The sequence below is a fragment of the Streptomyces sp. NBC_00654 genome, assembly GCF_026341775.1.
Classification (GTDB): Bacteria; Actinomycetota; Actinomycetes; order Streptomycetales; family Streptomycetaceae; genus Streptomyces.
This window is the reverse complement of record NZ_JAPEOB010000003.1, coordinates 727,105-745,207: the sequence shown is the minus strand read 5'-3', so window position 1 is coordinate 745,207 and position 18,103 is coordinate 727,105. Positions and strand designations below refer to the sequence as shown.

Here is an 18,103-nt window from a genome sequence, read left to right as displayed (position 1 = left end):
CCGGGCACCCGCCCGGCGCCCCCTGAGCGTCGTGCGGATCAGTCCCCGGCGGGCAACTCCCGCGCGGCGTAGTAGGCGTGCAGCGCGGCCTCGCCGCCCGAGCCCAGGGCGGTCATGATCCGCTGGAAGCGGGCGGAGCGCAGGTCACCGGCGACGAGGACGCGGGGGTGCTGGCCGGTCGGTGGGCAGTAACCGTCCGCACCGCGCATGAGGTCACCGTGCGGGGCGGTGGGCGCGCTTCCGAGGCTCAGGTAGGCGGCGTCCGCCGTGACCGTCCGCCGCTCCCCGCCCCCGCTCACCGCCTCCGCCGTCACCGAGGCGCCTTCGGAGGGAGTCAGGGTCAGGTGTGCGACGGGCAGGAGCGTGACCCGGGGATCGTCGCGGATCTCCTCGGTCTTGTACGCGTCGGTGTCCGGGTACGCCACGAGCAGGCGGGTGCCGGTGGCCGGATGGGCGCGCAGAAACGTGCCGATCGGACGGTCGCCGCCGAGGACGAGGAGGGTACGTCCCTCGGCGTCGTCCGCGCCCGCCTGCCAGAGCGGGGGCAGGGTGAGGCTGCCTGGAGCGGTGATCCAGGAGACGTCGCGGGGCTGGAGGGGGCCGACGCCGGTGGCGACGACGGCGTACGGAGCGGTGAGGCGGGCACCCGTGTCCAGGGTGACGGCGATGTGGTCGTCGTCCGCGCGGAGTTCGACGACATGACGGCCGAGTTCCTGACGGCACAGCCGCGTGCTCTTCAGCTCCGCGGTGATGGCCTCGGCGAGCGCGGGGCCGCTGGTGTAGCCGCCGAGGACGTTGTTCAGGGCGGTGACACGGTAGAGGTTGCGGCACAGGGTGTCCGGCTCGACCAGGACCGAGCGCATGCCGACACTGGCCGCCATACGCGCGGCGGCACAGCCTGCCGGGCCGCCTCCGACGACGATCAGGTCGGTGTCGTGTGCGGCGCCGGCGCCGGGGGCCGCGGGCGAACGGGGGTGGGACGGTGTGTCGGGCATGGGGTCATTCCAGCACCAGGAGCTCCGCGTACGCGGTGAGTCGGCCCATCGCGTGTGCCGGGGGCGCGGCCGGGTGAGGACGGTATGCCGCCGGTTGTGGTCAAGGTGCGCCGGGTTACGGGTCTGTCCCAGCGGGCGGTGGCCGCGAGGAAGACGCGGAACGGTGGCGGGAACCGTTGTCTCGGCTGGCCTGCGTCGTGTTCCGGGCGGGTGTGGGCAGGCGGTGGTGCGTACGCTGCCGGACTGTGCGTGTAACAGCCATGTCCTAGGGGGTGGTTGGGCGGAACGGCGGGCCGGTCCCGGTGGCTCTTGGTGATCAGAAATGCTCGCTCGTACCGACCCGTACCGAGCGGCCGACACTGCCAGCCGATACTGAGGGAAGTCACGATGCGCGTTTACAAGATCACCTTCGCAGCCCTGGCCGTTGCCGCGAGCCTCTCGCTCACGGCCTGCCAGAGCGGCGATGCCGGCACGGGGCAGAGCGCCCCGTCGTCCGCGTCCAACGGGTCGTCGTCGGGCGGTGCGGATCAGGACGGCGCGAAGGACACCGCCGGCAAGAGCTCCAGCGGGAAGGGCGCGGCTGTCGGGACCGGCTCCAACGTGTCCAACAAGGTCGGCAAGTGCCGTACCGACGAGCTGGAGATCACGGCGTCGGACCAGAGCTTCAGTGACGAGTCCGAGGGCACCGTCGTGGTGGAGTTCAAGAACAGCGGTGGCGGGGACTGCTCGATCTCCGGGTACGCGGGTGTCGACCTGAAGACCAGCGAGGGACCGTTGTCGGCGGAGCGCGCCGGTCAGCAGACCGGCCCGGACACCCTCAAGGGCGGGGAGTCCACCTTCTTCGGCATCACCTACCCCCTCAACGACACGGGCGGCTCCGGCATCCGCATCACGGGCCTGGTCGTGACCCCGCCGGACGAGACGAAGTCCGTCACCATCGACTGGCCCGGCGCCGCCACGCTCCCCGTCACCGACGGCTCCGGCTCCCCGGTGACGGTCGGCCCCATCGGCAGCGCCGGCCAGGGCGGCTGACCAGGACAGGGCAGCTGACTCGGACAGGCTCACGGGCACCGGCCCGGGGCCCGTCCGGCGGATCATGACGGCTCCCGTGCGGGACGCGCTACGCCGTGCGCGGACGGGGGAGCGCCTGATTACCATGACCTACGCCCGCATACGGCGGTGGGAGAGGAATATGGGCGAGCGAACCGATGGTCCGACTGCCGGGGGACGAAACACCCGGGCTTCACCTTCCGCACTGCGGCACCTTGGCGCTATGCATCTGAGCGGAGCCGTACTCCTGCTCACGTTCTTGGTACCGCCGTTGTGGATGCTGGACGCCGGCTACGCGACCCCGCCGGGCGATCCCACCGCGGATGCTCCCTTCGCCCTCCTCATCGCTGTGCCGCTGGCATGCGTGAGCCTCCATGTGATGGTGCAGATCCCGGCGGGGATTCTGGGGACCTGGCTGGGCAGGAACGGCACGACGCCGGTCAAGTACGGGAGCGCGGTCCTCGTGGCAAGCGCACTGAGTCTGCTCCTCCTGTGGAGCCTGGGGTGGAACGCCGGGGGCAGCAGCATCCTGACAGCGTGGGCTGACGCCGTGGTGCGCGGATCAGTAGGTCTGGCCGGGTACATGTGGGTCATGAGGGCGCGGCCCGGATCCGTGCGACACGGACGGGACTGATCGCCGGTCGCCGAGTTCGCCCAGTGGTCCAGGAAGACCTGCCCGGCGGACCGTGCCGGACAGGCCCCTGGTCGCGGGCAGGGCTCAGCGCTTGAGCGTGAAGGTGAAGCCGCCGGAGAGCTTGCCGCTCAGCCGGACTGCCGAAACGAGCTTCCCCTCCGTGATCAATCGTTCGACCTCGGCCCGCGAAAGGCCGCAGCCTTCAGCGATCAGCCGCGCCGGCCGGAGCGGGATCCGGGCCGCGAAGCGGACCGAGACGTCGATCACCTCGTGGTCCAGGTGATCCGGTCCGCCGGTGTCGAGCCGCCAGGCGTTGTCCCAGTCGAGGGCGATGCGATTGCGGTGCCGTACGCCCGGATCCTGGAGCAGTTCGGCTGCCAGGCCGGGGTCGTTGCCGTGCAGTCGGTCCAGCAGCTCGGGCCGTACGGAGCGCACGTTCATCCGCTCCAGGACCGTGAGCTTTGTGGTTTCCCCGCAGCCCGTACAGAGTGCGAGGAGCCAGGCGTCGATGAGCTTGTGGTTCGCGTTCACGCGAAACTTGCCGTTCGCCCGGAAGCGCTCGGACCCGCAGGCGTGGCAACGGCGGAGGACGAGCGGCAGGCAGGTGGGTATGACCACCCAGATTTTGAGCACAGAAGTACACCGGTTCCAGTGAGAAATCCGCAGCAAAAAGGAGCGCGGCGCAGATGTGCGACGCGCGACGATTCATCGCTCGGGAGGTCTCACAGGGTGTACAACGGCATGTCCTTGCCTGGACGACGTGGTCGGGGCAACACGGTAGTGGCCCTCGGGGCGTATCCCAACGGGAATTTGGCCTCGCCGATTCGGTTGGGGTGAGGCGACGCCGTTGTCCGTCAGGATGCTCGGTGGGCGGGATAATTCAGCTGCTTGGGCCTGGCGGTGTCCCGGCGCGGTGGTCGGGGGTCTCCAAGGTCTTTCGGGCCGTGGGCGGCCAGGGGTTCGCCGGTCAGCCGGCGGGACGGGGCAGTGAGGCGCGGCGGTTGAGGGCCGTGGCCGGTTCGTCTCTTCAGGGCCAGGTCTCCGATATCCGCAAGCGAAGACGCCGACTGCCGCGAGAGAGGTCGGAGCCCCCTCGCCAACGTCCGTGAGCAGGCGGGCCGTTGGTGTCGAGGCCGCCGAGCCGCACACTTCGGTCTGGCCCCGTAACACGGCCAGGTACGTCGGTGGTCCTCGGGAGCCGCGTCCACGTGGAAGACGGGCAGCCCTTCACCCGGCCGGGTCATGAGCAGCGTCCGGTCGAGCATTTCTTCGGCCTTGTGGGCGGCGAAGACGTCGTCCACAAGGAGTTCGCGCAGCCTGCTCCTGTACGCCGTTGCCGTAACCCCGCTGGTAGTCGTACCGGTCGAAGTCGTGGTCGAGGGCGGGGGACCGGTCCCGCAGCGGAGAACCCTGTGGCAGGTCCGGTGTCTCGTTCGTAAGATGCCCCGCACCATGGGCGATTGGGCGATTTCGACGCTGTGGGGCCATGGCCCCAGGCCGACGCCCCGGGCTGTTCTCTCCGGTGACCGTGGCGCGCTTGGCGGCCCGGGTGGGATGGGTGGGTACCGGCGGGCTGTGGCAGGTGGACGTGCCGAGGAAGTACGGACGTTTTCGTCCTCGACGTACTTCGAACGCGGACGCCCGTACCCGCCCCTACCGTGCACGAGCTCGTTAGGGCCCGCAGAGGATCAACTTGCTGTCGAACACCGTGCATGACCTGCGGCGTCAAGAGCAGGAATGCACAGCTTATTGTTCTGCGGGCCCTAGGCTTGAGGCGCGGCCGCAAGCCGTGTTTCCCCGACGACCATGGCACGCCACAGGTTTGGCACCAACTGACACGGCAGCGGTAGTTCCGGCGCCCACATGCGTCGCCGACCGTATCGGCGCCGTAATTCCGGTGGTCATGCCGCGCGCCCACGGCGACAGGGCAGACCGGCCCGTTCTCCTCGCGGCATCCCTCAAGGCCTGAGGCCGTGGTGACGCTGCAGCCACTGCTGGAGTTCACGGTGGCGGAACTGATAGAGCGAGCCGGAATAGCGCAGGAAGCCCGCGCGGTACGCCCAGTCGAGGAATATGGCCAGCCGCCAGGGCAGCTTCCGCCGGGAGCAGAGAAGGAAGACGAAATAGCGACGGCTTGCTCCGGTCCTCCGGGATGCGGCCAGCAGACCGAACACCAGGGAAGCGGCAGCGATGGCGAGAACGGCTTTCGTCTGGAGGCCCGATGACCCGTCCGCGTCGTCGACGTACAGCACGCCCCGGTACACGGGTAGCAGATCCACTCCGAACCCGTAGATGCACATCGCGACCAGGAAAGCCGGGAGCGCACGTGGTACGCACATGATGATCCGGTAGCGGATGTCCTTTCGCATCAACTGTCGCGGCTTTACCAGCAGATCCGGCTGGCCAGCGGCCCCGAAGGCCAGGCCCTGCGGAATCCCGCAAAAGAGACCGATGGCCATGCCGATCATCAAGCTCTCCTTGAAGTCGGCGTCCTTCCACCCGTGTTTCACGTCCCAGGCAAGCTCTTTGAATCCCTGGGGGGTTTCTCTTTGTACACAGGCATTGATGTCGTCGTTCGGAAAATTCTTTGCGCAGCTACTAAAAACATCCAAGTACCTCTCATAGGCGCCGGACCTCGCCATATCGTCCCCCATCCCTATCATGCTGATGATAATTCCCAGGAGGATTCCGGAAAGTAGGCCCCATCCGAACTTTCGCATGCCTGCCCAGGTGCGGAGATTGCGCCAGTTGGCGATCACAGGCGCTCCGGCCGTCGGAGCGGCAGCATTCGTGACGGCCCACACCGCCACGAAGGCCACCGCAAAGCCGGGCAACCAGCCGTCCCCGTCAACCGCAAGAAAGAGGAAGGGCAGTACCGCGAGGGCCGTGACGGCGGCGTCGACCACCCGCACCCGCCGTCTGCCGGACATGGGCCAGAGGTCCTGCAGCGCCAGGTCGGTGCCTCCGCCCTGACTTCTTGTCGCCAGGTGCGACGCCAACTGCCCCAGCCAGGCCTGGACGTGCTGCGGGCTGTAGGTCCTACCGTCGCCTTGCCGTGTGTGCTGGCTTCCGCGCGGTGCAGGTGACGCGACGGTGATGAAGTGACTGATGAGGTGATCCTGGATTCCTGCGGCATGCTGCAGTTCAAGCAGTTCGGCCGGATTCCGCCCCGTGCCGTCCGCGTAGACGGCGGCAGCAATCGAGAGGCGCCAGGGAGTGGAGAGCGCCTGCTGCAGGGCGCTGCTGTCCGGTCGGCCCAGCACCTCCACCAGGCCGTCCGCGTGCCCGGTCAGGAAGCGAACCGCATCCGCAGGGGAGAGGGGGTCGATCTGGATACGTGCCGCGTTCCGCAGCCGGGCGTGGGATGCCAGTGCCTCGTAGTGCCCGGTGCGGCAGGTGAGGACCAGTGGACCGTACTCACGGCCTTCCTGCAGGGCATTGAGTTCCTCCAGAGCAGCCAGGGCCCTGGCGGGAGTGTCCAGTGGCCGTCCGTCGGTGTCCGTCGGGTCCATCTCGTCCAAGCCGTCGAGGACGGGCAGGACAAGCCGCTCGTCGACCAGTAGTGCGGCCATGTGGACAGGCCATTCGTATACGTCCACAAGATGCCGCCGCACCCAGTCGGCCAGCGATTCCGCGCCGTCCCACTCGGCCAGCGAGAGCCGCAGCGGAACCGGATCGTCACCGGTCCTGTTCTTGATCAGTTCAAGTATCAGCCCGACAGCTGCGACCGTCTTTCCCGAACCCGCGTCACCGGTTATTGCCAGTCTCCGCGGATGCAGTCCGCCGTAAAAATCCCCTAACCCAGGGATATGCTCGTCCCCGTCGAGCCGGCCGCTGCGAAATGGGGCCCTGACGGCCCGCCCTGCCGCGTCCGACATGGAAAAGGGAATGTCGATCGCCGCCAGATCGCCGCCCAGCAACTGCGTCCACGTTCGCTCTTCGTCCTTCTTGACCTGCTTGGCTAATTTATCCGCCCAGTTCTTGACGTCGGCCTTGGCGCCAGTCAGCGTGGAAAGAGCGATGGTTACACCTATCACCGCCACCGGGAAGCCCAGGATGGTGATGACATCCGCAGGAGAGTTTCCGTCACGCTGCAACGAAATCAAGGACATCACGATACTTAAGATCACTACGGCGGTCAGGAAGAGTCTGCGTAAAATCCGCGTCACTCTGCTCCGAGGCGCCCTGCCCCTCTTCATCATCACGTCAGCGTAGCGTGGACGGTTGGTCACCACTGTGCTTCCCCGAGATTCGCAGATGAGTGACAGCAGGTCAGATGGCAGTCATGAAAGGAACCCCGACCATGAGTGAGCGATTTCAGCGCGTTTCCTCTCCAGGGTGAGGACGGCTTTGGTGATGACGGTCATACGTTTTGGGGCTGATGCGGGATTTGCGGAAGATCTGCCAGGGCTTCAGGCATGCCATGGCGCGCTCGACCGGAGCCCTGGCCTGGGCAAGGGCCCGGTTGACGGTGCGCCAAGGGGTGTCCCGTAATCCGTGACGGACCAAAGGGGGGACTACGGGGCAGCTGGAGGTCACGCTGGAGTTCGCAGGCAGCGGCGAGGGTCTGCACCATGGACTCCACGGTGGGCAGCAGCTCGCCGGTGCGCGGGGGCGGGCGGTGAGGTCTATCGCGGAGAACGCGCCGTCGTGGATGCGCGGGGCGGGGCGGTCGGCGTGCAGGACGTCGAGCACGTTGAGGGTGTGCCCGGTGCTGCGTTCGAGGCAGACCGTCTCGGAGATGCGCACGGTGTCGCCCGGCCGCGCGTGGACGAGCGGTTCGCCGAACTTCGGTCGCTCTAGCGGGTGGAGGCGCCGGGCCTGTTCCTCCCCGGTCTCGTGGAGAACGAAGTGGCGCCCAGTGGCGTCGTTCCACGGGGTGTGGCGCGCCTCGCAGACGAGGCCCGGTCAATGCGGCGGGCGGCATCGGCCTGCTTTGTCACCGGCCACCGTGGCCGAAGGTGACGTGAAGGCCAGGTAGCGCAGCGGGCGTACGTTCCACTCGATGTGACGCCCCTCGCTCAGCCGCAGAACGAATCCGCAGGGCTCGCCGCGATGGAGTGCGCCGAGGGCCTGAACCCAGCCGCCCTGGTCTGCCCAGTATCGGGCCCGCGTCGCCTCGTGCGGCGTCAGCCCCAGGACGTGGCTCGCCCGGAGCTGGACACGGATCACGCGGATGGCCTCGCGGGGGCCGGTCAGGACGCGGAGGTCGACCGGTCGGGGTGCGAAGCCGTTCGCGGGCCCGTACCGGAGCACTTCGAGCCGGAAGCCGTGTTCGACGCGGGCCTCGATGGGTGGGGTGTGGGGTGACGTACGCATGGTCGACCGTCCGATCGCAGCGTGTGGGGTGGTTTCGGTGCGGTGCCGGAGAGCCCCCGCCCCGGGGTTGTGTGACGAACAGCGGGGCGGGGGCGGCTTGAGGTGTGTCGCGCTCAAAGAGCGTGCGGGCAGGCGTAGTTACGTTGCCGACCGGCGCGGCTCAGCGGTGAACTCGGCCGTATCGGCGACGCAGGGTGACGGTAGCGTCACCGGAGCGTGCGGCGCAACAGTGGGACGTCCCTAAGTTGTGCCGCCGCATGCGGAGTGCCCTCCACCGGGCAGTCCGGGTGGAGGGCACTCGCGGGTAGTTGGTCAGATCAGGTGGTCGAACTCACCGGCCTTGACGCCCAGGACGAAGGCGCGGAGCTTGGCGACGCTCGTCGTGACGACCACGTCGGGATCGTCGCTCTCGCGCATTCTGATCCCGCCGTCGACGGGGGCCAGCTCGATACAGTCCTGATTGTTGTCTGCTCCCGAGAATGAGGACTTCTGCCAGTTGATTGCATCGGTCATGTCGCTTGGCTCACATTTCCTGTGCGATGTGTTGGATGAATTGGGCGGACTCCTCCGAGTCGAGGGAGATCGACTCGATGGAATCAAGGAGCTCTCGATACCTGGCAAGTTGGGCTTCGGCATCCAGGAATCCGGCGTCGAAGGCGCTGTCGATCTGCACGGTGTCGAGCGCCGTGATGCTGGCTCCGGCGTACAGCATCGAATGCACTGAACCTGTGATCTGTGCGGTGAACGGGATGACGCGGATGGTTACAGAGGGCCAGGTGGACACGGTGTGCAGGAAGTCGAGTTGCTCCCGCATCGCGTCGGCGTCGCAGTAGCGCATGCGCAGGGCGGCCTCATGGATGAACGCTTCGAACGGGGTGGGCACGGGGCGGTCGAAGATGTCGCGCCGCCGTGTTCGGTGTTCGACCCGGGCGTTCAATTCTGCCGCCGGGAGGTGGGAGACTCCACTGCGGATCAGATCCCTCGCGTACGCCTCCGTCTGGAACACGCCTGGGATATTCAGCATCCGAATGGCGCGGATGTATGTTGCGCGGTGCTCCAGTTCGGCCAGATCCAGAAAACCCGGTGAGAGTATCCCGCGATAGTCGTCCCACCATCCCTTGGTGCGTTCCTCGGCCATGCTCGCCAGCGCGTCGACCAAGTGCTTGTCGCCTGCCGAGTAGTGCGCGGCGAGCCGACGGACCCGTTGGTCGCTCACGCCATAGCGACCGGATTCAATGTGGCTGATCTGGGCGCGTTCGCCGCCCAGGAATGCTGCGGCCTCACTCCCGGACATGCCGGCGCGCTCGCGCAACTTGCGAAGCTCCGCGCCCAACCGCTTCTGCCTGGCGGTCGGATAGCTCCTTGGCGGCATCGGCCTCCCCTTCGTGCGGTACGAGTGTGCCGCCCAACTGTGTCACTGGTCCACCCGTATGGGTGCTACGGCCGTCCCACTGTTGCGCCGTCCCATTGTTGTGCCCTAGCGTCCAATTCAGTCGGACAGCTCGCTCTGTGAGCCGAAGTGCAGCCATCCATCTGAGAGTTGACGTCGCCTCGGGTCGGCCAATGCCACGGATCGCCGGAACGAGTCGCCACATCGGAGACCCACTCACGTAGGGAGACCGCGTCATGACCTCCGTAACCGCTTCGCCTCCACCCGCCCCGTACCTCCCCCAACGCGGAGACCGTTACCGGCTCGTCGTGCCGAACGCCCCCACCGCACCCCGGATCGCGCGGGACTTCCTGGGGACCGTGCTGCGTAACAGCGCGCACCCCGCGCTCATGGACGACGGCCGGTTGTGTGTGAGCGAGGTGGTGTCCAACGCCCATTGCCACACGCGGTCGGTGCGCATCCGCGTGGACGTGACGGTGAACCGGCGTCAGGTTCTCGTCTACGTCACCGACGACGAGCCGGGACCACTGCTGAAGCCGGGGCGGTCTTCCCACCTCGGGCCGCAGTCGAAGGCGCCGGGTGCCGATGCGTACGCGGAGCGCGGGCGGGGGCTCCTCATCGTGGACAGCCTGGCCGTGCGGTGGGGGACCACGACCCACGGTGGTGGCGTGCCGCACGCGAAGACGGTCTGGTTCATCCTTGCCGAACCGGCGGCATGACCGCCGGGGCATGACCGCCGGGGCTGTCAGCCGGACGACCGGCCGGCGGCGCCCGCGTCCTCCAGTCCGCCGAGCGCCTCGGGCAGATCGACGGTGTGCAGTACCCCGAGGCGCTGGGTGGCGCGGGTCAGCGCGACGTACAGGTCGCTCACTCCGTACGCGGCCGGTTCCACGACCAGCACCGTGTCGAACTCCAGCCCCTTCGCCTGCCGCGCGTCCAGCAGCACCACGTCCCGGGTGAGGTCGGGTGCGGTGCCGTGGCCCGCGTCCGGCAGCTCCGCGAGGAGTGAGGTGTGCAGTGCCGAGGGAGCGACGACCGCGACCCGTCCGCCGTCCCGGGCCGCCGAGGTCTCCCGCGCCACCGCTGTGGCGAGGCCGTCCGCGGTGACCCGCAGCGACCAGGGCCGCACCCCGGTGGACCGCACCGATCCGGGCGGCTCGAACGACGGGTCGTGCGCCCGCAGGAACCCGGCCGCGACCTCCATGATCTCGGCGGGCGTACGGTAGTTGACCCGGAGCCGTACATGCTCCCAGCGGTCACCGACGTACGGCTCCAGGATGCGTTCCCAGGAGCCGAGCCCCGCCGCTTCGGCGGTCTGCGCCGGGTCGCCGACGAGCGTCATGGAACGCGTGGGAACGCGCCGCATCAGCAGCCGCCACGCCATCGCCGAGAGTTCCTGCGCCTCGTCGACCACGATGTGGCCGAACGCCCAGGTCCGGTCCGCCGCCGCCCGCTCGGCCGCGCTGCGGAGATCGGCCTCCTCGTGCCGTTCGGCCATCCGTTCGGCGTCGATGATGTTGTGCGCCGCGAGGACCTCGGACTCCTCGTCCTCGAACTCGTACGTCTCCGAGCCGGCGGACAGTTCCAGCACGCCCTGTGCGTAGGCGATCCGCTCCTGACGCTCGGCCTCGGCCGCCGCACGGGCCGCGCTGTCGTCCTCGCCCAGCAGCTCGGCGGCCTCGTCCAGGAGCGGTACGTCGGCCTCGGTCCACTCACCGCCCTGCCGCCGGATCAGCCCGGCCGGTCCGTCGTCGAGGTGGACCGGCTCCGCGAGGAAGTCCGCGACGAACTCCTGCGGGGTGAGCTGCGGCCACAGCTCGTCGATGGCCGCGTGCACCTCCCGGCTCATCGCGATCTCCTTGCCCATCTGGGCGATGTCGTCCGGGCCCAGGAGATTGGGCCCGCCGAACGGGTCGGCACCGATCCGCTCGGTCAGCTGCGCGGTGAGCGCGTCGATGATCTGGAACGCGAAGACGGGCCTGGCCAGGTTGTGCGGCAGCCCGCTCTCGCGCGCCCGCCACCGGGCGTCCTCGGCCATGGCCCGGTCCAGCTGGAGTGTCCCGTAGCCGTCGTGGACGATCTCCGTCGCCCGCTCGGGCACGGTCTGCCGGTCCCGCAGGGCCTGCGCCAGCACGTCGGCCATCGCGGCGCTTCCCTTGACCTCGGCGGCGGCCGGGCTGTCGGAGCCGGTGGCGCGCACCCCGGGGAAGAGCTCGCCGAGGGTGGCCAGCAGTACGCCGGTCTCGCCCAGGGACGGCAGTACGTCGCCGATGTAGCTCAGGAAGGCCGGGTTCGGGCCGACGATCAGTACGGCGCGGCGGGCCAGCAGTTCCCGGTACTCGTACAGCAGGAATGCCGCCCGGTGCAGCGCGACGACCGTCTTTCCGGTGCCGGGGCCGCCCTCGACGACCATGACGCCCTTGTGGGGTGCCCGGATGATGCGGTCCTGCTCCGCCTGGATGGTCCGGACGATGTCGTGCATCCGTCCCGTGCGGGCCGCGTCCAGCGCGGCGAGCAGGACCTCGTCGGCGTCCGTGCCCTCGTGGCCGGTGCGGGTCGGGTCCGCGAGGTCCATCAGTTCGTCGTGGAGCGCGGTGACGGTGCGCCCCTCGGTGGTGATGTGGCGCCTTCGCCGCAGGCCCATCGGGGAATGGCCGGTGGCCAGATAGAAGGGACGCGCCACGTCCGCCCGCCAGTCGATCACCAGAGGCGTACGGGACGTATCGTCCTGCCGAATTCCGATACGTCCGATGTGATGCGTCCGGCCGTCCCGGAAGTCGATGCGCCCGAAACAGAGCCCATTCTCTCCCGAGCGGATCGCACTGAGCAGTCCGGACTGCTCCGCCACCAGCACATCCCGCTCAAGCCGGGCCTGAAGACCGGTCCCGACCTGCACGAGCGCGTCGCGCACCGAGGCCTCGGCCTGCTCCCTGAGCTGATCGAGCCGGGCATAGAGGTCGGTGATGAATTGCTGCTCCTGCCGCATTTCCTCGGTTGACAATTCCACTCCTGGCGCGATATGCTTCTGGAAGAAGACTTCTTCTTCATGTCTTTCCTCGCGAAGACATGAAGAATTAAATATACGCAGGAACCGGCCCCGGACGCCAATTCATCCGGGGCTTTTTTGTGTGCGGAATCGCTGCTACGGGTTACGGGCACGGGCTGCGGGCGGCTTTGGGGCAAGGGCTCCGGCCGGGGTGTCCGGCGATCCGGGCAGGGCCGCGCCCACCGGAGTGAGGGCGGGTTCCCGGCCTCGTACGATCGGAGGCCGACGATCAAGGAGACGCCGATGGACGGACAGCAGACGGTCGACCGGTCGCGGGCCACCTGGCTCAACCCGCCGCAGGCCTCGGTGGACCGGGGCGCGGACCTGCTCGTGACCACCCGGGACCGCGGGGACTTCTGGCGCACCACCAGCTACGGCTTCGTCCACGACGACGGGCACGCGCTCCTGACCGGTCTGCCCGGCGGATCGGCGGTCGAGGTGACGTTCGTGGCGGACTTCGACACCCTGTACGACCAGGCCGGGGTCATGGTCCGGGTGGACGAACGGAACTGGATCAAGGCCGGGATCGAACTGACCGACGGCGTTCCGCATCTGGGGGCCGTGGTCACGCGCGAGGTGTCGGACTGGTCGATGGCGCCGGTCCCGGAGTGGGCCGGGCGGCGGGTGACCGTACGGGCCAGCCGCGCCGGCGACGCCCTCACCGTGCGTGCGCGGTGCGAGGACGGGCCCTGGCGGATGGTCAGGCTGGCCCCGCTGGACCCGGACGCGGTCGCGCTGGCCGGTCCGTTCTGCTGCTCGCCGCAGCGCGAGGGCCTGGAGGTCCGCTTCACGGGCTTCACGACGGGGCCGGCGGACAGGTCGCTGCACGGGGAATGAGCCCCGGGGACGGGCAGGACCCCGGGCATGGCTGAGGGCCGTCCCTCCCGAGCGGGGGAGTGACGGCCCTCAGCCGTGTTCAGCGGCGTCCGGTGAGGTGGGACCGGGACGCTTGTGAATCAGAGAACGCGGACCGCGCCGGTCGGCCGGTCGTAGTCCAGGGAGCGCTGCACGGTACCCGTGTTGGAGTTCTGCGCACCGACGAACTGGCCGCCGCCGATGTAGACCGCGACGTGGTACGCGCTGCCCGCGCTGCCCCAGTACAGGATGTCGCCCGGCTGGAGGTTGTTCAGGGAGACCTGGGTGCCGAAGGTCGACTGGGCCTGCGAGACGCGCGGCAGGTCGACGCCGACCGTGCGGAACGCGGCCTGGACGAGGCCGGAGCAGTCCCACGAGTTGGGGCCGGTGCCGCCGGGCACGTACGCGTCGCCGACCTGCGCCTTGGCGAACGCGACGACGGCCGCGGCGGAGCCCGTGGCGTTCGACGAGGAGTACGAGGCAGAGGAGGAGGACGCGGAGGAGCCCGAGCCGCCGGAGGAGGCGCTGAGCGTCGTGCGCACGGAGGTGCGGGACGCGCGCTCGGCGGCCTCCGCCTTCTTCTTGGCGGCCGCCTCGGCCTTCTTCTCGGCCTCTGCCTTGCGGACTGCCTCGGCCTTGGCCTTCTTGGCCTTCTTCGCGGCGCTCTCGGCCGCGGCGTCCTCGTTGGCCTGCGTTTCGAGGTCGAGGGCGACCTGCTGCGTGGCCTGTGCGGAAGCGGCGACGGCGGTGGAGAGCCCGGAGGTGATGGTGGGCATCTCGATGGTCTGGGTCACCGGCTCGGCCTGGGCCGGACCGGCGGCGCCTGCGACCGCGATGGTGCTGAGGACGCCACCGGCAACTCCGGCCCGCAGTGCCGTCTTCGAGGCACTCTGGCGGGGCTTCCGGTGGCTGGGTATGTGAGCGGTGAGGGACATGAGTACTAGCGCTATCAGGGCTGTAGGGGTCCCATCAAGAAACGTGTGTTGCGACACAGTTACGTTCGGAATCTGTGAATCCGCTTTCTGGAAGCCTTTATTGACGCCGTAACGGGCAAACCGGGCACGCCTGATCAGGGCTGTGATCATTGACTTTCGGTAATACGCCCGAATTGCCCGGCGCTTACCATCCGTTCACACCGTTGGCCAAGCCCGCTTTCACTGGAGTGGGGGTGGAGTGGCGCAGGTCACAGCGCGAATCGGCCTCGGTGGGCAGTTGTGCGCAGGTATCGCGGGTGCGGGTGCGGCCGGATCCGAGCCGCGGGGCGAGATGACCTATTGGGGCGTCATGTCCGTTCGGCTCGACGGGTGCCGACGCTCGCTCGGGTGGCGCGCCGACATCGGGCGCACCCCTCGCCGGACCCCTCTCCGAACCGCTCGGTGGCCCCGTCCGGAAGATCGTGAATGCGCGCACATGTCCACATCGCTCCCCGCCTCCCCTCTTCCGGGTGAGCGTCGAGGGAGCGCGATTCCTATATCACCTGGTTCTGTCCATCGCCAATTTGCTTGTACGTGCCGTCGATTGATAGCGCGACACCGCTTTGACCAGGGGTAACACCGCCGAATGTCACGTCTCGTGATCACTCGGCCGCTTCGCGTACGAAGATCACCGCTCATCCGACTTCATGATCCTTCGTCAGGTGGTGGAGATCACAAAGGCGTTGTCGCACCCCGTGTCGCAGATCACAGGATGACGGGCATAGGATGCGGGGCAGTCGGGCTTGTGAACTGCCTCACATGTGCACGATCTTGGTGAGGTGGCGAGCCGGTCGCCCGATGCGGTCCAACGGTCAAGGACGACTGGAAGGAGCGAGGAGCGTGAATGCCTACGCGCCCATCCTCGTGCTCGGCGCCCTCGGGGCAGGGTTTGCGATCTTCTCCGTGGTCATGGCCACGCTTATCGGCCCCAAGCGGTACAACCGAGCACGGCTCGAAGCGTACGAGTGCGGTATCGAACCCACCCCGACTCCCGCCGGAGGCGGCCGCTTCCCCATCAAGTACTACCTGACGGCGATGCTTTTCATCGTCTTCGACATCGAGATCGTCTTCCTCTATCCCTGGGCGGTCACCTTCGACGCCCTGGGGATCTTCGGGCTCGTGGAGATGCTGCTCTTCGTGCTCACCGTCTTCGTCGCCTACGCGTATGTGTGGCGGCGCGGCGGCCTGGAATGGGACTGAGGGGCTGAGGGGCACACCATGGGACTCGAAGAGAAGCTGCCTAGCGGCTTTGTGCTGACCACTGTCGAGCAGGCCGCCGGCTGGGTGCGGAAGTCCTCCGTCTTCCCGGCCACCTTCGGCCTCGCCTGCTGCGCCATCGAGATGATGACGACCGGCGCGGGCCGTTACGACCTGGCCCGGTTCGGGATGGAGGTCTTCCGCGGATCGCCGCGGCAGGCGGATCTGATGATCGTCGCGGGGCGGGTCAGCCAGAAGATGGCGCCCGTCCTGCGGCAGGTCTACGACCAGATGCCCAACCCGAAGTGGGTGATCTCCATGGGGGTTTGCGCATCATCGGGCGGGATGTTCAATAATTACGCCATTGTTCAGGGTGTTGACCACATTGTTCCGGTTGATATCTATTTGCCGGGGTGCCCGCCGCGCCCCGAGATGCTGATCGACGCCATCCTCAAGCTCCACCAGAAGATCCAGGGCTCCAAGCTCGGGGTCAACGCGGAGGAGGCCGCCCGCGAGGCGGAGGAAGCGGCGCTCAAGGCGCTCCCCCTGATCGAGATGAAGGGGCTGCTGCGGTGACCGACGACCAGAACGGCGCCGAGCGCAACGGCAACGGCGTCCCCGCACCCCGCGAGCAGGCCGAGGTCATCCGCGTACGCAAGGGCATGTTCGGCGCGGACAACGGTGGCGACACCTCCGGCTACGGCGGCCTCGTCCGCACCGTGGCCCTGCCCGGCGCCTCCTCGCGCCCGTACGGCGGCTGGTTCGACGAGGTGGCCGACGAACTCGAAGGCGCCCTGGACGAACAGGGACTGCTTCCCGAGAACGCCATCGAGAAGACCGTCGTCGACCGCGCGGAACTCACCTTCCACATCGCCCGCGAGCATCTGCTCCAGGTCGCCCGCACCCTGCGCGACGACCCGGCGCTGCGATTCGAGCTCTGTACGGGAGTCAGCGGCGTCCACTTCCTCGGTGACAAGGGCCGCGAACTGCACGCCGTCTACCACCTGCGGTCCCTCACCCACGGCCGGCTCATCCGGCTGGAGGTGTCCGCACCGGACAGCGACCCGCACGTCCCGTCCCTCGTCGAGGTCTACCCGACCAACGACTGGCACGAGCGCGAGACCTACGACTTCTTCGGGCTCGTCTTCGACGGGCACCCCGCCCTCACCCGGATCATGATGCCGGACGACTGGCAGGGCTTCCCGCAGCGCAAGGACTACCCGCTCGGCGGCATCCCCGTCGAGTACAAGGGCGCCCAGATCCCGGCTCCGGACCAGCGGAGGTCGTACTCCTGATGACCACTCCCCACGCAACGCCCCGTGCCACGACCGAGGGGACTGTATATACAGTCACCGGCGGAGACTGGGACGAAGTCGTCGAGTCGGCCGTCAAGTCCGACGACGAGCGCATCATCGTCAACATGGGCCCCCAGCACCCGTCCACGCACGGCGTGCTGCGGCTGATCCTGGAGATCGACGGCGAGACCGTCACCGAAGCCCGCTGCGGCATCGGCTACCTCCACACCGGCATCGAGAAGAACCTCGAATTCCGGAACTGGACCCAGGGCACCACGTTCGTCACGCGCATGGACTATCTGACGCCGTTCTTCAACGAGACGGCGTACTGCCTCGGTGTCGAGAAGCTGCTCGGCATCGAGGACCAGATCCCCGACCGGGCCACGGTCCTGCGCGTCCTGCTGATGGAGCTCAACCGCCTCTCCTCGCACCTGGTCTGCATCGCGACCGGCGGCATGGAGCTCGGCGCCACCACGATCATGATCTACGGCTTCCGCGATCGTGAACTGGTTCTCGATCTCTTCGAGCTGATCACCGGCCTCCGGATGAACCACGCGTTCGTCCGTCCCGGCGGACTCGCCCAGGACCTGCCCCCGGGCGCGGTCGACCAACTGCGGGCGTTCATCAAGACCATGAAGAAGAACCTGCCGGAGTACGACAAGCTCGCCACCGGCAACCCCATCTTCAAGGCCCGTATGCAGGACGTCGGCTACCTCGACCTGGCCGGCTGCATGGCGCTCGGCGCCACCGGGCCGGTGCTGCGCTCCGCCGGGCTCCCGCACGACCTGCGCAAGACCGAGCCGTACTGCGGCTACGAGAACTACGAGTTCGACGTGCCCACCGCGGACACCTGCGACTCCTACGGCCGCTTCCTCATCCGCCTGGAGGAGATGCGGCAGTCGCTCAGGATCGTCGAGCAGTGCCTGGACCGGCTGGAGCCGGGCCCGGTCATGGTCGCCGACAAGAAGATCGCCTGGCCCGCGCAGCTCGCGCTCGGGCCGGACGGACTCGGCAACTCGCTCGACCACATCAAGAAGATCATGGGCACCTCCATGGAGGCCCTCATCCACCACTTCAAGCTGGTGACCGAGGGCTTCCGGGTCCCGGCCGGACAGGCGTACACCGCGGTCGAGTCGCCCAAGGGCGAACTCGGTGTGCATGTCGTCTCGGACGGCGGCACCCGCCCCTACCGGGTCCACTTCCGCGACCCGTCCTTCACCAACCTGCAGGCCATGGCGGCGATGTGCGAGGGCGGCCAGGTCGCCGACGTCATTGTCGCCGTCGCGTCCATCGACCCCGTGATGGGAGGCGTCGACCGGTGACCGCAAACCAAGAGGTCAGTCTGGGG

16 protein-coding genes and 1 pseudogene are annotated in these 18,103 nt (G+C 68.2%); 8 read left to right on the top strand and 9 right to left on the bottom strand.

All coding sequences use genetic code 11. The annotated features are described in order from the left end of the window. Positions 1 to 38: 38 nt before the first annotated feature. The gene (locus OHA98_RS35700) at positions 39 to 995 is read right to left on the bottom strand and encodes an FAD-dependent oxidoreductase (RefSeq protein ID WP_266931841.1); all 957 of its coding nucleotides are present in this window, start codon (positions 993 to 995) and stop codon (positions 39 to 41) included. Positions 996 to 1,382: 387 nt separating this feature from the next. Between OHA98_RS35700 and OHA98_RS35695 the strand changes: the two genes are divergently transcribed. Together OHA98_RS35695 and OHA98_RS35690 are read left to right on the top strand one after the other, a co-directional pair. Next, positions 1,383 to 2,027 carry a DUF4232 domain-containing protein gene (locus OHA98_RS35695; protein WP_266931839.1) on the top strand — a complete coding sequence of 215 codons (645 nt, stop codon included), beginning with the start codon at positions 1,383 to 1,385 and terminating at the stop codon, positions 2,025 to 2,027. 241 nt (positions 2,028 to 2,268) lie between these two features. Continuing rightward, positions 2,269 to 2,679: a hypothetical protein gene (locus OHA98_RS35690; RefSeq protein WP_266931837.1), complete on the top strand. Its 411-nt coding sequence runs from the start codon at positions 2,269 to 2,271 to the stop codon at positions 2,677 to 2,679. Positions 2,680 to 2,763: 84 nt separating this feature from the next. On the opposite strand, the gene OHA98_RS35685 is transcribed toward OHA98_RS35690, so the two are convergent. The 6 genes and pseudogenes from OHA98_RS35685 to OHA98_RS35660 form a co-directional block, all read right to left on the bottom strand. Then, positions 2,764 to 3,312, bottom strand: coding sequence for a DUF1062 domain-containing protein (locus OHA98_RS35685; protein ID WP_266931835.1), 549 nt, complete (start codon positions 3,310 to 3,312; stop codon positions 2,764 to 2,766). 1,325 nt (positions 3,313 to 4,637) lie between these two features. Next, on the bottom strand, positions 4,638 to 6,785 hold the full coding sequence (locus OHA98_RS35680) for an NACHT domain-containing NTPase (protein WP_266931833.1): 2,148 nt from the start codon (positions 6,783 to 6,785) through the stop codon (positions 4,638 to 4,640). Positions 6,786 to 6,962: 177 nt separating this feature from the next. Beyond that, positions 6,963 to 7,155: pseudogene (locus OHA98_RS35675) on the bottom strand (transposase family protein); the annotation flags it as partial. A gap of 432 nt (positions 7,156 to 7,587) precedes the next feature. After that, positions 7,588 to 7,998 (bottom strand): hypothetical protein, encoded by a 411-nt coding sequence (locus tag OHA98_RS35670; RefSeq protein WP_266931832.1) that lies wholly within the window; start codon positions 7,996 to 7,998, stop codon positions 7,588 to 7,590. A gap of 312 nt (positions 7,999 to 8,310) precedes the next feature. Then, a complete protein-coding gene (locus tag OHA98_RS35665) occupies positions 8,311 to 8,511 on the bottom strand; it encodes a DUF397 domain-containing protein (RefSeq protein WP_266931831.1) in 201 nt (66 codons plus the stop codon). Between the two features lie 10 nt (positions 8,512 to 8,521). Continuing rightward, positions 8,522 to 9,370 (bottom strand): helix-turn-helix transcriptional regulator, encoded by an 849-nt coding sequence (locus tag OHA98_RS35660; RefSeq protein WP_266931830.1) that lies wholly within the window; start codon positions 9,368 to 9,370, stop codon positions 8,522 to 8,524. Between the two features lie 254 nt (positions 9,371 to 9,624). Between OHA98_RS35660 and OHA98_RS35655 the strand changes: the two genes are divergently transcribed. Further along, positions 9,625 to 10,107: an ATP-binding protein gene (locus tag OHA98_RS35655; RefSeq protein WP_266931829.1), complete on the top strand. Its 483-nt coding sequence runs from the start codon at positions 9,625 to 9,627 to the stop codon at positions 10,105 to 10,107. Positions 10,108 to 10,133: 26 nt separating this feature from the next. On the opposite strand, the gene OHA98_RS35650 is transcribed toward OHA98_RS35655, so the two are convergent. Continuing rightward, a complete protein-coding gene (locus OHA98_RS35650; protein ID WP_266932558.1) occupies positions 10,134 to 12,374 on the bottom strand; it encodes an AAA family ATPase in 2,241 nt (746 codons plus the stop codon). A gap of 303 nt (positions 12,375 to 12,677) precedes the next feature. Here OHA98_RS35650 and OHA98_RS35645 point away from each other — a divergent pair, with 303 nt between their 5' ends. Beyond that, positions 12,678 to 13,271: a DUF1349 domain-containing protein gene (locus tag OHA98_RS35645; RefSeq protein WP_266931828.1), complete on the top strand. Its 594-nt coding sequence runs from the start codon at positions 12,678 to 12,680 to the stop codon at positions 13,269 to 13,271. 119 nt (positions 13,272 to 13,390) lie between these two features. On the opposite strand, the gene OHA98_RS35640 is transcribed toward OHA98_RS35645, so the two are convergent. Beyond that, positions 13,391 to 14,224 carry a C40 family peptidase gene (locus OHA98_RS35640; RefSeq protein WP_266931826.1) on the bottom strand — a complete coding sequence of 278 codons (834 nt, stop codon included), beginning with the start codon at positions 14,222 to 14,224 and terminating at the stop codon, positions 13,391 to 13,393. 879 nt (positions 14,225 to 15,103) lie between these two features. On the opposite strand from OHA98_RS35640, the gene OHA98_RS35635 reads away from it, so the two are divergent. The 4 genes from OHA98_RS35635 to OHA98_RS35620 are packed head-to-tail and all read left to right on the top strand — an operon-like array spanning position 15,104 to position 18,077. Continuing rightward, the gene (locus OHA98_RS35635; protein ID WP_030420561.1) at positions 15,104 to 15,463 is read left to right on the top strand and encodes an NADH-quinone oxidoreductase subunit A; all 360 of its coding nucleotides are present in this window, start codon (positions 15,104 to 15,106) and stop codon (positions 15,461 to 15,463) included. An 18-nt stretch (positions 15,464 to 15,481) separates the two neighbouring features. Next, on the top strand, positions 15,482 to 16,036 hold the full coding sequence (locus OHA98_RS35630) for an NADH-quinone oxidoreductase subunit B family protein (protein WP_073718467.1): 555 nt from the start codon (positions 15,482 to 15,484) through the stop codon (positions 16,034 to 16,036). Then, positions 16,033 to 16,755 (top strand): NADH-quinone oxidoreductase subunit C, encoded by a 723-nt coding sequence (locus tag OHA98_RS35625; protein WP_266931823.1) that lies wholly within the window; start codon positions 16,033 to 16,035, stop codon positions 16,753 to 16,755. Before OHA98_RS35630 ends, OHA98_RS35625 begins: the two co-directional genes overlap by 4 nt. Beyond that, positions 16,755 to 18,077 (top strand): NADH-quinone oxidoreductase subunit D, encoded by a 1,323-nt coding sequence (locus OHA98_RS35620; RefSeq protein ID WP_266931822.1) that lies wholly within the window; start codon positions 16,755 to 16,757, stop codon positions 18,075 to 18,077. The genes OHA98_RS35625 and OHA98_RS35620 overlap by 1 nt, the downstream gene beginning before the upstream one ends. Positions 18,078 to 18,103: the final 26 nt, after the last annotated feature.

What these genes read in the sequence shown, in the direction of transcription:
- OHA98_RS35620 (WP_266931822.1), top strand. Translation starts at nt 16,755, where the DNA reads ATGACCACTCCCCACGCAACGCCCCGTGCCACGACCGAGGGGACTGTA.
- OHA98_RS35660 (WP_266931830.1), bottom strand. Translation starts at nt 9,370, where the DNA reads ATGCCGCCAAGGAGCTATCCGACCGCCAGGCAGAAGCGGTTGGGCGCG.
- OHA98_RS35655 (WP_266931829.1), top strand. Translation starts at nt 9,625, where the DNA reads ATGACCTCCGTAACCGCTTCGCCTCCACCCGCCCCGTACCTCCCCCAA.
- OHA98_RS35630 (WP_073718467.1), top strand. Translation starts at nt 15,482, where the DNA reads ATGGGACTCGAAGAGAAGCTGCCTAGCGGCTTTGTGCTGACCACTGTC.
- OHA98_RS35695 (WP_266931839.1), top strand. Translation starts at nt 1,383, where the DNA reads ATGCGCGTTTACAAGATCACCTTCGCAGCCCTGGCCGTTGCCGCGAGC.
- OHA98_RS35650 (WP_266932558.1), bottom strand. Translation starts at nt 12,374, where the DNA reads ATGCGGCAGGAGCAGCAATTCATCACCGACCTCTATGCCCGGCTCGAT.
- OHA98_RS35700 (WP_266931841.1), bottom strand. Translation starts at nt 995, where the DNA reads ATGCCCGACACACCGTCCCACCCCCGTTCGCCCGCGGCCCCCGGCGCC.
- OHA98_RS35640 (WP_266931826.1), bottom strand. Translation starts at nt 14,224, where the DNA reads ATGTCCCTCACCGCTCACATACCCAGCCACCGGAAGCCCCGCCAGAGT.
- OHA98_RS35670 (WP_266931832.1), bottom strand. Translation starts at nt 7,998, where the DNA reads ATGCGTACGTCACCCCACACCCCACCCATCGAGGCCCGCGTCGAACAC.
- OHA98_RS35645 (WP_266931828.1), top strand. Translation starts at nt 12,678, where the DNA reads ATGGACGGACAGCAGACGGTCGACCGGTCGCGGGCCACCTGGCTCAAC.
- OHA98_RS35690 (WP_266931837.1), top strand. Translation starts at nt 2,269, where the DNA reads ATGCATCTGAGCGGAGCCGTACTCCTGCTCACGTTCTTGGTACCGCCG.
- OHA98_RS35665 (WP_266931831.1), bottom strand. Translation starts at nt 8,511, where the DNA reads ATGACCGATGCAATCAACTGGCAGAAGTCCTCATTCTCGGGAGCAGAC.